The sequence below is a fragment of the Pseudomonas entomophila genome (genome assembly GCF_029478665.1).
GTDB classification, from domain to species: Bacteria; Pseudomonadota; Gammaproteobacteria; order Pseudomonadales; family Pseudomonadaceae; genus Aquipseudomonas; species Aquipseudomonas entomophila_F.
The window spans coordinates 1-14,633 of the sequence record NZ_JARPQB010000028.1; the positions used below are offsets into that span (position 1 = coordinate 1).

The window sequence follows — 14,633 nt, forward strand, 5'->3', positions numbered from 1 at the left end:
AAGTGGGGCGCATTATAAGGGGATCTGAAAGCGCGTCAACCTTTAATTTCAATAATTTCAAATAATTAGCGAGAAGACTGCATCACGGCCGCCAGGCGTGCGCTCAGCACCTGCACCGCCCTGCAGATCGAGCGCCGCCGTGCGGCGCATCGCGGATGAATCCGCTCCTACACAGGTTTGTTCCAAGCCATTGTGCCTGGACGGGCCGACCATGGCCTCACGGGTGCGGCACATTGCATATATAGATGCAGGAGCGGATTCATCCGCGATGCGCCGCGCGGGCGGCGCTAGATCTCATAGGCGCTGCAAGACCCATAGCGAACACCTCGCACACACAACACAATCCCAAGACAACCGCCTGGCAGCCCTCACACCATCTACAACCCCATCCCAACCTTGCCAACCCGCCCGCCACTGCGCACTATATTGCGCACCCTTGCGCGTACAATAAAACGGAAACCTCCATGAACACCCCAAACCGTAGCCTGGCCGCCACGCTGTTCCCCATCGGCCTGCTGCTGATCGCCATGGCCTCCATCCAGTCAGGGGCCTCGTTGGCCAAGAGCATGTTCCCCGTGGTCGGCGCCCAGGGCACCACCGCCCTGCGCCTCATCTTCGCCAGCGTCATCATGCTCCTGCTGCTGCGCCCCTGGCGCGCACGCCTGAACGCCAGCACCCTGCGCAGCGTGATTATCTACGGCATGGCCCTGGGCGGCATGAACTTCCTCTTCTATATGTCACTGCGCAGCGTGCCGCTGGGCATCGCCGTCGCCCTCGAGTTCACCGGGCCGCTGGCCGTGGCGCTATGGGCCTCGCGGCGGGCGCTGGACTTCCTGTGGATCGCCCTGGCGGTCGTCGGCCTGCTGCTGCTGATCCCCGTCGGCCAGACCGGCGGCGGCCTCGATCCGGTTGGTGCCGCCTATGCTCTGGGGGCCGGGGTGTGCTGGGCGCTGTACATCCTCTATGGGCAGAAAGCCGGGGCCGAGAACGGTATCCAGACCGCGGCCCTGGGCGTGGTGATCGCCGCCCTGTTCGTCGCCCCCATCGGCATCGCCCACGCAGGCAGCGCTCTGCTGACTCCCGCGCTGCTCCCCGTGGCCTTGGGCGTGGCCATCCTGTCGACGGCCCTCCCCTACAGCCTGGAAATGGTCGCCCTGACCCGCATGCCCGCCCGCACATTCGGCACGCTGATGAGCATCGAGCCGGCCTTTGGCGCGTTGTCGGGGTTACTTTTCCTAGGTGAGAAACTCACCCTTTGGCAATGGCTGGCGATCCTCGCCATCATCACCGCCTCGGTGGGCGCGACCCTTACCATGAAACGAGATGCGGCACCGCCCGTGGCCGCAGACTGATTTGAGAAATATTTGCATTTGGCTACCCGTAGCCTTGTACCGTCCGCCGTGGCTGATTAAGCTGTCACCCAAATACAATCTTGACGCTATCTACTGAGCGGTACATGGAAGCAGGGGACCATCAGGGAAGAGACAAGGCGCAAACCACAGGCCCGTAAATGCAGTCGGGCCGAATAAGGACAGGAATGAAACGTATTTTGCTCATCCTGGCCATCCTGGCCATCGCTGGATGCGCCGCGACAGCCAATACCGAGGTGAAGCGGGGGAAGAAGGGCCTGCACATCAACTGCTCCGGCCTCTCCTCGTCGTGGGACAAGTGCTACAGCAAGGCCGCCAGTTCCTGCAGCGCCAAGGGCTACAAAGTCATCGCTCGCTCCGGCGACTCCGATGAGGAGCCTGGCGACTATGTATTCGGCATCAACCCCGCCGGTTATACCAGTCGAAGCATGATCGTGATCTGCAAGTAGCCGATACACAAAGGGCAGCCAACGGCTGCCCTTTTCAGTTCCGCATTTTCAGAGCGCTGCGGTGCGCCGCTCCAGCCAGGCCAGCGTCTCGCCTTCCAACAGCGGTGCCAACCGCTCCCGCACCGTCTGGTGGTAGCGGTTCAACCAGGCAATATCCTCACTGCCCAGCGCCTCGACCAACAGGCAACGCGTGTCGATTGGGCACAGGGTCAATGTCTCGAACGCGAGGAACTCACCGAACTCGCTGGTACCGGCCTCGCGGTTGACCACCAGATTCTCGATCCGCACTCCCCACTGCCCCGGGCGATAGGTCCCAGGCTCGATGGAACTGATCATGCCGGGCTGCATTGCCGTCTGCGGTGTGGTCGCGGCCTGGTAGGCGATCACCTGAGGGCCTTCGTGCACATTCATGAAGTAACCGACACCATGACCGGTGCCATGGCCGTACTCGACCTGATCGGCCCAGATCGGGGCCCGGGCAATAGCATCGAGCAGCGGCGAGAGTATCCCGCGTGGGAAGCTGGCCCGCGACAGGGCAATCATGCCCTTGAGCACCCGGGAGCAATCGGCCTTCTGCTCATGGCTCGGCTCGCCGATCGGCACCATACGGGTGATATCGGTGGTCCCGCCCAGGTACTGGCCGCCCGAGTCGATCAACAGTAGGCCATTGCCTTCGATCACGGCGTGGGACTCTTCGGTGGCGCGGTAATGCGGCATCGCGCCGTTGGCGTTGTAGGCCGCGATGGTAGAAAAGCTCAGCGACACAAAGCCAGGGCGACGGGCACGGGCCGCGCTCAACTGGTCGTCGATGGTCAGCTCAGTGATCGGTTGCGCGCCGAGGGCCGCTTCGAACCAGGCAAAAAACTCACACAGCGCCGCGCCATCCTGCTCCATAGCCTTGCGGATATGGACGAGGTCTCCCTCACCCTTGCGCGACTTGCTCAGGGTAGTCGGGTTGATGCTCTCGACCAGCCGCACCTGCTCGCGCAGGTTGTCCAGCAGGCCACGGGTGACCCGCGCCGGGTCCACCAGCAGGCTCGCCGCGGTCGGAATCGCCGTCAGCGCGTCATTGACCTCGGCGTAGTCGCGCACTTCGATGCCATCGGCCGCCAGCACCTCACGCAGGTGGCCATCGACCTTGTCTCGGCCGACAAACAGGAACGCCTTGTCCTGGCTGACCAGCGCGAAGGAAACGAACACGGGGTTGTAGGAGACATCGCTGCCGCGCAGGTTGAACAGCCAGGCGATGTCGTCGAGGGTGGCGATGAAATGCCAGTCGGCGCCCTTTTCCCGCAGCGTGCTGCGCAATTCGTCGAGCTTCTGCGCACGGTTGACCGTGGCATGGGGTGGCAGGTGCTGGTACACCGGATTGCCCGGCAACGAGGGACGGTCAGCCCATACCCGATCCAGCAGGTCGAGATCGGTGCGCAATGTCGCGCCACGCGCCTGCAGGCGCTCATCCAGTTGGCGCGCCGAGGCCAGGGCCATGACCGCGCCGTCCACCGCGACGGTGCCGCTCACTTCCGCCCCCAGCCATTCCAGCGCCCCGGGCTGCCCCGGGCGCAGCTTCATCAGCTCAATGCCGCTGCCGGCCAGCTCTTTGTTCGCCTGCTCCCAGTAGCGGCTGTCGGCCCACAACCCGGCAAAGTCCGCCGTCACCACCAGCGTCCCCACCGAACCGAGGAACCCGGACAGCCACTGTCGCCCCTGCCAATAGCCCGGCAGGTACTCGGACAGGTGCGGGTCCGCCGAAGGCACCAGCAGGGCATCCACGCCCTCCCGGGCCATGACCTCGCGCACACGGGCAAGGCGCGCCGGGACGGATTCGTGAAGGGGAGACTGACTGTTCATGCGCACTCCTGCGGATAGGTGACGACGGGTCCAGGACGCTGATAATGGAACAGCCTGCAGGCGCCCGCAATCACCACGACCGTAACAAGGCATGCATTGCCCCAACTGCCCTGCCGACCGTCGATCCATCCTCCTGAACTAAACCGGCCACGGGCCTTCACAATCCTTGAATAGCGTACCTACGCGAGGTCGGCCATGCCCCACTCACGCGAACCGAAAAATGCTGTCGTGCTGCTCGACACCCGCGAGCACACGCCGGAGCACGAACAGACGACCCATCTCAAAATCGCCGAGCACCTGGCACGCCTGCAAGGCATCGAGCGGATCGAACCCGCTCCGCCGCCCTGCGCCGACACGCACTACTATTATGTGCCGACCGAGACCCTGGTCGATCCGACGCGTCAAGCGCTGTTGGGCATTCAGGGCGAGCAGGACCTGTTTGGCGGCATGGTCAGCCATCCGCACATGGCCACCAAGGCCATTTCCCACCCGCTACCGGCCGAGGCCAGCTTCCCAACCGGCTGGACCGACGCCTTCGCCCTGCATGCCAGCGATGCCCTGCTGCGTGGCTATACCGTATTCTCCAAGGCCGACGCCCGCCGCGCCGCCGAACTGCTACTGCGCGAAGGGCCGGTGCGCATCAAGCCGGTACAGGCCTGCGCCGGCCGAGGCCAGCAGGTGATCATCGATGGCCAGGCCCTGGAGCCGCTGCTGTCGGCGATGGATGAACAGCAATTGGGCCTGTGGGGCCTGGTGCTGGAAGAAGACCTCGACGCGGTCGAGACCTTCAGCGTCGGCCAGGTGCGCGTGGCCGGGCTGACCCTGAGCTATCACGGCACCCAGCACCTCACCCGCGATCATGCGGGCGCCGAGGTGTATGGCGGTTCCGACCTGGTGATCGTGCGCGGCGACTACCAGCAGTTGCTGCAGTTGCCGCTCGAGGACCACCTGCGCCTGGCCATCAACCAGGCCATGACCTATGAAGAGGCCGCCGAGCGTTACATCCCGGGCTTCATCGCCTCACGTCGCAACTACGACATCGCCCGTGGCCAGGACCACCATGGCCACCTGCGCAGCGGCGTGCTCGAGCAATCCTGGCGCCTGGGCGGCGCCAGCCCCGCCGAAGTCCTCGCGCTGGAGGCTTTCGCCGCCGATCCGCTCCTGGGCCGACTATGCGCGTCGACCCACGAGGTCTTCGGTGATGCACGGTTGCCCGCCGACGCCACCCTGTTCTACCAGGGCCACGACAGTGAACTCGGACAACTCAGCAAATATGCACGGATACGCGACCATGACCATCGAGAGTGAAACCGTGGAAGTGCGCGTCGAGGGCGACAGCATCGTCGGCACCCTGGTCAGCCCAGGCAGCCGCATGCCAGGGATCCTCTTCGTCCATGGCTGGGGCGGCAGCCAGCAGCGCGACCTGGCCCGTGCCCGGCAGATCACCGGGCTCGGCTGCGTGTGCATGACCTTCGACCTGCGCGGCCATGAAAAGACCGAGTGCCAGCGCCTGACCGTCACCCGCGAGCAGAATCTGGCCGACCTGCTGGCCGCCTACGACCGGCTGACCAGACACCCGTCGGTCGATCCCGGCGCCATCGCTGTGATCGGCAGCAGCTATGGCGGCTACCTGGCCACCCTGCTCACCCGCCACCGGCCAGTCAAATGGCTGGCGCTAAGGGTGCCGGCCCTCTACTGGGACGATGAATGGGATGCACCCAAGCAAGCCCTCGATCGCCAGCGGCTCACCGCCTACCGCCTGCGTGACCTGGGCCCAGCCGACAACCGTGCCCTGGCCGCCTGCGCCGAGTTCGCCGGCGACGTGCTGCTGGTGGAGTCCGAACAGGACGACTATGTGCCGCACAGCACGCTGATGAACTACCGCTCGGCCTTCGTTGGCGCCCACTCGATGACCCACCGCCTGGTTGACGGCGCCGACCATGCGCTGTCCAGCGAAGAGAGCCAGAAAGCCTACAGCGCCATACTCACGGCCTGGATAGGCGAGATGGTCATCGGCGCACGCCTGGACCGCTACCCGCACTACGCGCCCTGGTACGCCTGAGTACTGCCCAGCTGGCAATGCAGGCCGCCATCGGCGCCACGCACCAGGTTGCGCAGCGTCTGGAACGCGGCGAAGTTCACGCCACGGGCCTGGTGCTTGCCCAGCAGATCGAGGAACGGCTCCTCGCTAAAGCAGCCCGCGGCAGCGGCCCAGGCCTGGCGTGATTGCCAGCGCAGATGCTGGAGCACCCGGCGACCGTCGTCGCTGACCTGGATGCTGACGCTCAGCAAACCGTCGCAACGTTGCGCCAGGTGCTCGCAGCGCACCACCAGGGCCTCGGCCAGGGCGTCCTGGCGCAAAGGTGGCACGTCGTACTCGATCATCTGGGTGAACCACAGGGAATGGGTGTTGGCCGCCATGACGCATCTCCTCGTTTCGGGCTCTTGCAGCAGATGGTCGTGGAGGGTAAAACCTCCAGCTAACTCAAGGTCAAGGATTTTTTGCCGATGAAGCCCCCTTCCGCCCAGGAGCGCCTGCTCAGCGTCGGCCAGCTCGCCGCGCGCAGCGGTGTGGCCGTGACCGCCCTGCACTTCTACGAGACCAAGGGCCTGATCCACAGTACCCGCAACGCCGGCAACCAGCGCCGCTACCCACGGGCCATGCTGCGCCGGGTCGCGGTGATCAAGATGGCCCAGCGCCTGGGCATCGCCCTGGCCGACATCGCCGGCGCCCTGGAGACCCTGCCGTGTGATCACACTCCTACCGCCGCCGACTGGCAGCGTCTGTCGGCGCGCTGGCGCGACGACCTGAGCCGGCGCATCGACGAGCTGGTGATGCTGCGCGACCAGCTCGACGGCTGCATCGGCTGTGGCTGCATGTCGCTGAAGGAATGCCCGCTGCGCAACCACCACGACCGCCTCGCCGATGAAGGCCCGGGGCCGCACCCGACCAGCAGCGAAGTTCAGCCGCTGATGACTGCGAAGCGCCGCCGGTAGTCGTGGCCGGCGATAGCCGCGCTGGCGTTCGCCTATGCCAAGGTGGCCAGTACCGACGAATATTGGCCGGTTGAGATTTAGATCACCACGTTGCGCACGAAACGCACCGGCTCCTGGCCATCATTGCGGTAGGCATAGCGGCAGTCGCTGGGGAAGACGAAGAACTCACCTTTGTCCAGTTGCCGCTCCCCCTCTTCGATGATCAGGGTCAGGCGGCCTTCGGCCACATAGATCTGCTCGCGCCAGCCGGCGGCGTCGGCTTCGCTGGCGTAGCACTCGCCGGGGGCCAGGGTCCACTCCCACAACTCGACTTCCCGCCGCGCCGGGCTGCTGCCGAGCAGCACGGCGCGGCTGGCGGGATGCACACCGGCCCAGGCCAGCTCTTCGATGCGACTGGGGTCACGCCGGTCCGGTGCCTGGATCAGGGTGCTGAACGCCACCCCGAGCGCTTCGGCGATCAGGTCCAAAGTGGTGAGGCTGACATTCTTCTCGCCCGCCTCGATGGCCACCAGCATCCGCCGGCTGACCCCAGAACGCTCGGCCAGGGCGGCCTGGCTCAGGCCGGCGTCGCCACGCAGGCGACGAACGTTCTGGCTGACATGCTGCAGCACCGATGCCCGGTGCTCGGAATCTTTGTGCACTATATTGCTCACTGGTAGGGGATGCGCAGTATACTGCCCACTTTGCGGCGAATTGTGCGCCGCCCCTTCCGAGTGTGCAAGACCATGAACCAGGCCCCCGCCCGCAAACCCACTGTCACCTTGCGCCTGAGCAAGGCCGAACTGGTGCTGGTGTTCATCACCATGCTCTGGGGCGGTACCTTCCTGATCGTGCACAATGTCATGACCGTCAGCGGGCCGATGTTCTTCGTTGGCTTGCGCTTTGCCGCCGCCGCCCTGTTCGTCGGCCTGGTATCGGCCCGCTCGCTGTCGGGGCTGACCTTCACCGAACTCAAGGCCGGCGTGCTCATCGGCGTGTCGATCATGCTCGGCTACGGCTTGCAGACCATGGGCCTGCAGACCATCAGCAGCAGCCAGTCGGCGTTCATTACCGCGCTCTACGTGCCCTTCGTGCCGCTGCTGCAATGGCTGGTGCTGGGCCGCCGCCCAGGCCTGATGCCAAGCCTGGGCATCGGCCTGGCCTTCGTCGGCCTGATGCTGCTGGCCGGCCCCGAGGGCGGTGCGCTGCACTTCAGCGAAGGCGAACTGGTGACGCTGGTCAGCGCCGTGGCGATCGCCGGCGAGATCATCCTGATCAGCCGTTACGCCGGCAAGGTTGATGTACGCCGGGTCACCGTGGTGCAACTGGCCACCGCTTCGGCACTGTCGTTCCTGATGATCGTGCCGACCCAGGAACAGCTCCCCGGCTTCTCCTGGCTACTGTTGGCCAGCGCGGTGGGCCTGGGGGCCATGAGCGCGGTGATCCAGGTGGCGATGAACTGGGCACAGAAATCGGTCTCGCCCACCCGCGCCACCCTGATCTACGCCGGCGAGCCGGTGTGGGCCGGCATCGTCGGGCGCATCGCCGGTGAGCGCTTGCCCGGCGTGGCGTTGATCGGCGGGCTGCTGATCGTGCTGGCAGTGGCGGTGAGCGAGTTGAAGTTCCGTCGCCAGGACGAGGCCGACACCTTGCAGGACGATGAACCGCGCCAGCGCGAGCCGGGGCTATAGCCGTCTGCGGCCCATCGCCCTGTGCAGGAGCGGCCTTCCGCGTCGCAAGGCCGTTCGTATGGAGAACGCATAACCCCACGGGCACACGATCAGCCGCTATGCTCTGAAAGAAACTGTTATAAAAAAACAGCTTGTCACAGCACATTTGTAGGATCCTGCAACCGCTTGCGTGTTGGTGATCAACCGCCCGGCACGTATGATCCTTGGCAAACTTCTCAGAACAGAACGCTATGTCATTGATTGTGCTATTGCTTCTGCCCTTCCTGGGCAGTTGCCTGGCGGCTGTCCTGCCGCACAACGCACGCAACGCCGAGTCCATTCTTGCCGGGCTCGTGGCCCTGGTCGGCACCGTCCAGGTGGCGTTGCTGTACCCCCAGATCGCCGATGGCGGGGTGATCCGCGAGGAATTCCTCTGGCTGCCGAGCCTGGGCCTGAACCTGGTCCTGCGCATGGACGGCTTCGCCTGGCTGTTCAGCCTGCTGGTGCTGGGCATAGGCACCCTGGTCTCGCTGTACGCCCGCTACTACATGTCGCCCCAGGACCCGGTGCCACGCTTCTTCGCCTTCTTCCTGGCGTTCATGGGCGCCATGCTCGGCCTGGTGATCTCAGGCAACCTGATCCAGCTGGTGTTCTTCTGGGAGCTGACAAGCCTGTTCTCCTTCCTGCTGATCGGCTACTGGCACCACCGTGCCGACGCCCGGCGCGGCGCCTACATGGCGTTGATGGTCACGGGGGCCGGCGGCTTGTGCCTGCTGGTCGGGGCCCTGCTGCTCGGCCATGTGGTCGGCAGCTATGACCTGGACAAGGTCCTGGCTGCCGGCGACACCATCCGCCAGCATGCGCTGTACCCGGTGCTGCTGCCCCTCATCCTGATCGGCGCCCTGAGCAAGAGCGCGCAGTTTCCCTTCCAGTTCTGGCTGCCCCATGCCATGGCGGCGCCCACCCCCGTCTCGGCTTACCTGCACTCGGCGACCATGGTCAAGGCCGGGGTGTTCCTGCTGGCCCGGCTGTGGCCGGCGCTGTCGGGCAGCGAGGAATGGTTCTGGATCGTCGGCGGCGCCGGCGCCACCACCCTGCTGCTCGGCGCCTTCGCCGCGATGTTCCAGAACGATCTCAAGGGCCTGCTGGCCTATTCGACCATCAGCCACCTGGGCCTGATCACCCTGCTGCTGGGCCTGAACAGCCCACTGGCGGCGGTCGCCGCGGTTTTCCACATCCTCAATCACGCCACCTTCAAGGCCTCGCTGTTCATGGCCGCGGGGATCATCGACCACGAAAGCGGCACCCGTGACATCCGCCGCCTGAGCGGCCTGTTCCGCCTGGTGCCATTCACCGCGACCCTGGCCATGGTCGCCAGCGCCTCGATGGCCGGCGTGCCGTTGATGAACGGCTTCCTATCGAAGGAGATGTTCTTCGCCGAGACCGTGTTCATCACCTCCAGCGCCTGGGTCGAAGCAACCCTGCCGGTGATCGCCACCCTGGCCGGGACCTTCAGCGTGGCCTACGCATTACGCTTCACCGTCGACGTGTTCTTCGGCCCGCCCGCCCAGGACCTGCCGCACACACCCCACGAGCCGCCACGCTGGATGCGCGCGCCGGTCGAGCTGCTGGTGCTCACCTGCCTGGTGGTCGGCATCTTCCCGGCACAATCGGTCGGCCCGCTGCTGGCCGCCGCCGCCACACCGGTGGTGGGCGGCGCCCTGCCGGAATACAGCCTGGCCATCTGGCACGGCTGGAACGCGCCGCTGATGATGAGCCTGATCGCCATGAGCGGTGGCATCGCCCTCTACCTGCTGCTGCGCAAGCAGCTGCAGCGCGGTCGCTTCCCCTACCCGCCGCTGATCGAGCGCTTCAACGGCAAGCGCCTGTTCGAGCACGGCCTGGTGCGCCTGATGCTCCTGGCCCGGCGCGTCGAGCGCCTGCTGACCACCCGACGCCTGCAGACCCAGCTGTTCATGCTGGTGCTGGCGGCATTCGTCGCCGGCCTGGTACCGCTGCTGTACAGCGGCCTGAGCTGGGGCGACCGACCGAAGATCCCGGGCTCCGGAGTCTTCGTCGCACTCTGGCTGATCGCCATTGCCTGTGCCATCGGCGCCGCCTACCAAGCCAAATACCACCGCCTGGCGGCCTTGATCATGGTCGGCGTCTGCGGCCTGATGACCTGCATCACCTTCGTCTGGTTCTCCGCGCCTGACCTGGCACTGACCCAACTGGCGGTCGAAGTGGTCACCACCGTGTTGATCCTGCTTGGCCTGCGCTGGCTGCCACGACGTATCGAGGGCGTGTCGCCGCTGCCCGGCAGCCAGGACCGCGCGCGCCTGCGGCGCCTGCGTGACCTGGTGCTGGCGGTGCTGGTCGGCGGTGGCATGGCGCTGCTGTCATACGCCATGCTGACCCGCCCGACGCCCAACGACATCTCATCGTTCTACCTCAGCCGCGCCCTGCCCCAGGGCGGCGGCAGCAACGTGGTCAACGTGATGCTGGTGGACTTCCGCGGCTTCGACACCCTCGGCGAAGTCACCGTGCTGGTGGCCGTGGCACTGACCGTGTTCGCCCTGCTGCGTCGCTTCCGCCCACCAAAGGAGAGCATGCAGTTGCCCGCCCAGCAGCGTCAGTTGGCGCCGGACGTGGTCACCGACCTGGTCAACCCGCGCCAGGCCACCGACACCGCGCTCGGTTTCATGATGGTGCCTGCCGCCCTGGTGCGCCTGCTGCTGCCGATTGCCCTGCTGGTATCGATGTACCTGTTCATGCGCGGCCACAACCAGCCGGGTGGCGGCTTCGTCGCCGGCCTGGTGATGTCGGTGGCGTTCATCCTGCAGTACATGGTCGCCGGCACCCAGTGGGTGGAGGCGCAGATGAGCCTGCGTCCGCTGCGCTGGATGGGCACCGGCCTGCTCTGCGCCACCCTCACCGGCGCCGGGGCGATGCTGCTGGGCTACCCGTTCCTGACCACCCATACCGCGCACCTGCACCTGCCGCTGCTGGGTGACGTGCACGTGGCCAGCGCACTGTTCTTCGACATCGGCGTGTACACCGTGGTGGTCGGCTCGACCCTGCTCATCCTCACCGCCCTGGCCCACCAGTCGGTGCGTGCCTACCGCCCCGCCAAGTCCAGCCAAGCAGGAGCCGCCTGATGGAAGAAGTCATTGCAGTCGCCATCGGCGTCCTGGCCGCCTCCGGGGTCTGGCTGGTCCTGCGCCCACGGACCTACCAGGTGATCATGGGCCTGTGCCTGCTGTCCTACGGGGTCAACCTGTTCATCTTCAGCATGGGTAGCCTGTTCATCGGCAAGGAGCCGATCATCAAGGACGGCGTGCCCCACGACCTGCTGCACTACACCGACCCGCTGCCCCAGGCGCTGGTGCTCACCGCGATCGTCATCAGCTTCGCCATGACCGCGCTGTTCCTGGTGGTGTTGCTGGCCTCCCGCGGGCTGACCGGGACCGACCACGTCGATGGCCGGGAGCGTGAAGAATGAGCGGGATGAACCAACTGATCATCGCGCCGATCCTGCTGCCGCTGATCACCGCATCGTTGATGCTGCTGATCGGCGAGAAACACCGCTGGCTCAAGGCGCGCCTGAACCTGCTGTCCACCGCCCTCGGCCTGGGCATCGCCGTCACCTTGCTGATGTGGGTGCGCACCCAGGGCCAGGCCGAGTCCATCGGCGTCTATCTGCCGGGCAACTGGCCGGCGCCATTCGGCATCGCCCTGGTGGTCGATCACCTGTCGGCGCTGCTGCTGACCCTGACCGGCATCGTCGGCTTGAGTGCCCTGCTGTTCGCCCGAGCACGCTGGGACGGCGCCGGGGCCAGCTTCCACGCGCTGTTCCAGATCCAGCTGATGGGCCTGTACGGTGCCTTCCTCACCGCCGACCTGTTCAACCTGTTCGTGTTCTTCGAAGTGCTGCTGGCGGCTTCCTACGGCCTGCTGCTGCATGGCTCGGGGCGGGCGCGGGTCAAGGCCGGGCTGCACTACATCGCCATCAACCTGTTCGCTTCGTCGCTGTTCCTGGTCGGCGCGGCCATGCTCTATGGCGTGACCGGTACCCTGAACATGGCTGACCTGGCGTTGAAAGTGCCGCTGGTGCCGGAGGCCGACCGCGGACTGCTGCATGCCGGCGCGGCGATCCTGGCCATCGCCTTCCTGGCCAAGGCCGGAATGTGGCCGTTGAACTTCTGGCTGGTGCCGGCCTATTCGTCGGCCAGCGCGCCGGTGGCCGCGCTGTTCGCGATCATGACCAAGGTCGGCCTCTACGCCATCCTGCGTATGTGGACGCTGCTGTTCTCAGGCCAGGCGGGCGCCTCGGCGTTCTTCGGTGGTGACTGGCTGGTGTACGGCGGCCTGGCGACCCTGGCCGTGGCGGCCATGTCGATCCTCGCCGCCCAGCGTCTGGAGCGCCTGGCGGCCCTGAGCATCCTGATGTCCGCCGGCACGCTGCTGGCGGCCATCGGCTTCGGCCAGCCGATCCTGACCGGCGCCGCGCTGTTCTACCTGGCTAGCTCCACCCTGGCCCTGTGCGCATTGTTCCTGCTGGCCGAGCTGGTGGAGCGCTCGCGCTCGGCCAACGAAGCGCCGCTGGACGATGAAGAGGACGCAATGCCCTCGCCACTGGAGTCGCTGCACCCACCCAAGGGCATCAATCTGGACGACGAGCAGCAGGTGGTGATCGGCCAGATCATCCCCTGGACCATGGCCTTCCTCGGCCTGAGCTTCATCGCCTGCGCCCTGCTGATCATCGGCATGCCGCCGCTGTCGGGCTTCATCGGCAAACTCAACCTGATCAGCGCGCTGTTCAACCCGCAAGGCCTGGGCGTCGCCCCGGAACAGCCACTGGGCACCGCGGGCTGGACCTTGGTCACCCTGCTGGTGCTGTCCGGCATGGCCTCGCTGATCGCCTTCGGCCGCGTCGGCATCCAGCGCTTCTGGAAGCCCGAGGAGCGCCCCTCCCCGGTACTGCGCCGCTATGAGTGCGTGCCCATCGTCATCCTCCTGAGCCTGTGCATCTTCCTCAGCCTCAAGGCCGAGCCGCTGCTGCGCTACACCCAGGACACCGCCGCCAGCCTGCGCACGCCGCAGGCCTACATCAAGGCGGTGATGGCGACGCGGCCAGTGCCCGGCCCGACCACCGCCAGCCTGGAGGTACAGCCATGAACCGACTGTTCCCCGCGCCGCTGCTGTCCGTCGCGCTGTTCGTGCTGTGGCTGCTGCTCAACCTCTCAGTCAGCCCGGGCAACCTGCTGCTGGGAGCCTTGCTGGGCATCCTCGCACCGATCCTGATGGCTCCGCTGCGCCCGCAACACGCCCACGTGCGTCGGCCCTGGGTGATCGCCAAGCTCATCTGCCGGGTCGGCCTCGACGTGATTCATTCCAACCTGCAGGTCGCCCGTGGCGTGCTGCGCGCCAGCGGCACGCCACCGCGCTCGGCATTCGTGCACATCCCGCTGGACCTGCGCGACGCCCATGGCCTGGCGGCGCTGTCGATGATCACCACCGTGGTCCCAGGCACCATCTGGTCGGAGCTGGCCCTGGACCGCAGCGTGCTGCTGCTGCACGTGTTCGATCTGGACGATGAACCGGCGTTCATCGAGCATTTCAAACACACTTATGAACGCCCGCTGATGGAGATCTTCGAATGAGCGGCCTGCTCGCCAACGCCGTCCTCGCCAGCCTGTTCATCTTCGCCCTGGCCATGGGCCTGACGCTGATCCGGCTGTTCCGCGGCCCGTCCGCCCAGGACCGAGTGCTGGCCCTGGACTACCTGTACATCCTCGGCATGCTGATGATGCTGGTGCTGGGGATCCGCTATGCCAGCGATACCTACTTCGAAGGCGCCCTGCTGATCGCTCTGTTCGGCTTCGTCGGCTCCTTCGCCCTGGCCAAGTTCCTCCTGCGTGGCGAGGTGATCGAATGAACGAAACCATGGTATTGCCGTTCTGGCTGGAACTGATCACGGCAGCCCTGCTGCTCATCGGCAGCCTGTTCGCCCTGATCGGCGCCATCGGCCTGGTGCGTCTGAAAGAGTACTTCCAGCGCATGCACCCGCCCGCGCTGGCCTCGACCATCGGCGCCTGGTGCGTGGCGCTGGCCTCGATCCTGTACTTCTCGGCGCTCAAGCAGAGCCCGGTGCTGCACGCCTGGCTGATCCCGATCCTGTTGTCGATCACCGTGCCGGTGACCACCCTGCTGCTGGCCAGGGCCGCGCTGTTTCGCAAGCGTACCTCGGGCGAGGACGTGCCGGAAGAAGTCAGCAGCGGGCGCGATCGCGGTAACTGAAGCCGCTTCAAGCCGCG

Annotated in this window: 15 protein-coding genes; 12 read left to right on the forward strand and 3 right to left on the reverse strand. The window is 66.0% G+C overall.

Annotated features, from left to right (window positions below):
• Positions 1-464 precede the first annotated feature (464 nt).
• Both rhtA and P5705_RS15760 read left to right on the forward strand, forming a co-directional pair.
• Complete coding sequence (rhtA, locus tag P5705_RS15755; RefSeq protein WP_277461779.1) at positions 465-1,352, forward strand: threonine/homoserine exporter RhtA; 888 nt, start codon at positions 465-467, stop codon at positions 1,350-1,352.
• Positions 1,353-1,537: 185 nt separating this feature from the next.
• Complete coding sequence (locus P5705_RS15760; RefSeq protein WP_277461780.1) at positions 1,538-1,819, forward strand: hypothetical protein; 282 nt, start codon at positions 1,538-1,540, stop codon at positions 1,817-1,819.
• A gap of 48 nt (positions 1,820-1,867) precedes the next feature.
• On the opposite strand, the gene P5705_RS15765 is transcribed toward P5705_RS15760, so the two are convergent.
• Positions 1,868-3,670, reverse strand: a complete 1,803-nt coding sequence (locus P5705_RS15765) for an aminopeptidase P family protein (protein ID WP_277461781.1) — start codon at positions 3,668-3,670, stop codon at positions 1,868-1,870.
• Between the two features lie 195 nt (positions 3,671-3,865).
• On the opposite strand from P5705_RS15765, the gene P5705_RS15770 reads away from it, so the two are divergent.
• Positions 3,866-4,978: a DUF3182 family protein gene (locus tag P5705_RS15770; protein ID WP_277461782.1), complete on the forward strand. Its 1,113-nt coding sequence runs from the start codon at positions 3,866-3,868 to the stop codon at positions 4,976-4,978.
• Positions 4,962-5,732: an alpha/beta hydrolase family protein gene (locus P5705_RS15775; protein WP_277461783.1), complete on the forward strand. Its 771-nt coding sequence runs from the start codon at positions 4,962-4,964 to the stop codon at positions 5,730-5,732. Before P5705_RS15770 ends, P5705_RS15775 begins: the two co-directional genes overlap by 17 nt.
• Here the strand turns inward: P5705_RS15775 and P5705_RS15780 are convergent.
• Positions 5,711-6,091 (reverse strand): antibiotic biosynthesis monooxygenase, encoded by a 381-nt coding sequence (locus P5705_RS15780; RefSeq protein WP_277461784.1) that lies wholly within the window; start codon positions 6,089-6,091, stop codon positions 5,711-5,713. The two genes, P5705_RS15775 and P5705_RS15780, sit on opposite strands and share 22 nt — an antisense overlap.
• 87 nt (positions 6,092-6,178) lie before the next feature.
• Between P5705_RS15780 and soxR the strand changes: the two genes are divergently transcribed.
• Positions 6,179-6,667 carry a redox-sensitive transcriptional activator SoxR gene (gene soxR / locus P5705_RS15785; RefSeq protein ID WP_277461785.1) on the forward strand — a complete coding sequence of 163 codons (489 nt, stop codon included), beginning with the start codon at positions 6,179-6,181 and terminating at the stop codon, positions 6,665-6,667.
• Positions 6,668-6,744: 77 nt separating this feature from the next.
• Here the strand turns inward: soxR and P5705_RS15790 are convergent, their stop codons facing one another.
• Positions 6,745-7,308: a helix-turn-helix domain-containing protein gene (locus P5705_RS15790; protein ID WP_277461786.1), complete on the reverse strand. Its 564-nt coding sequence runs from the start codon at positions 7,306-7,308 to the stop codon at positions 6,745-6,747.
• Between the two features lie 84 nt (positions 7,309-7,392).
• On the opposite strand from P5705_RS15790, the gene P5705_RS15795 reads away from it, so the two are divergent.
• The 7 genes from P5705_RS15795 to P5705_RS15825 all read left to right on the forward strand — a co-directional run bounded on the left by P5705_RS15795 (position 7,393) and on the right by P5705_RS15825 (position 14,616).
• Positions 7,393-8,337 (forward strand): DMT family transporter, encoded by a 945-nt coding sequence (locus P5705_RS15795; RefSeq protein ID WP_277461787.1) that lies wholly within the window; start codon positions 7,393-7,395, stop codon positions 8,335-8,337.
• Positions 8,338-8,567: 230 nt separating this feature from the next.
• The gene (locus P5705_RS15800) at positions 8,568-11,474 is read left to right on the forward strand and encodes a monovalent cation/H+ antiporter subunit A (RefSeq protein ID WP_277461788.1); all 2,907 of its coding nucleotides are present in this window, start codon (positions 8,568-8,570) and stop codon (positions 11,472-11,474) included.
• Positions 11,474-11,818, forward strand: a complete 345-nt coding sequence (locus tag P5705_RS15805) for a Na+/H+ antiporter subunit C (RefSeq protein ID WP_028690551.1) — start codon at positions 11,474-11,476, stop codon at positions 11,816-11,818. Before P5705_RS15800 ends, P5705_RS15805 begins: the two co-directional genes overlap by 1 nt.
• A complete protein-coding gene (locus P5705_RS15810; protein ID WP_277461789.1) occupies positions 11,815-13,494 on the forward strand; it encodes a monovalent cation/H+ antiporter subunit D in 1,680 nt (559 codons plus the stop codon). The genes P5705_RS15805 and P5705_RS15810 overlap by 4 nt, the downstream gene beginning before the upstream one ends.
• Entirely contained in the window at positions 13,491-13,979 is a 489-nt protein-coding gene (locus tag P5705_RS15815; RefSeq protein ID WP_277461790.1) for a Na+/H+ antiporter subunit E, read from the forward strand. The genes P5705_RS15810 and P5705_RS15815 overlap by 4 nt, the downstream gene beginning before the upstream one ends.
• Positions 13,976-14,254, forward strand: coding sequence for a K+/H+ antiporter subunit F (locus P5705_RS15820; protein WP_011534656.1), 279 nt, complete (start codon positions 13,976-13,978; stop codon positions 14,252-14,254). Before P5705_RS15815 ends, P5705_RS15820 begins: the two co-directional genes overlap by 4 nt.
• Entirely contained in the window at positions 14,251-14,616 is a 366-nt protein-coding gene (locus P5705_RS15825; protein WP_277461792.1) for a Na+/H+ antiporter subunit G, read from the forward strand. The genes P5705_RS15820 and P5705_RS15825 overlap by 4 nt, the downstream gene beginning before the upstream one ends.
• Positions 14,617-14,633 lie beyond the last annotated feature (17 nt).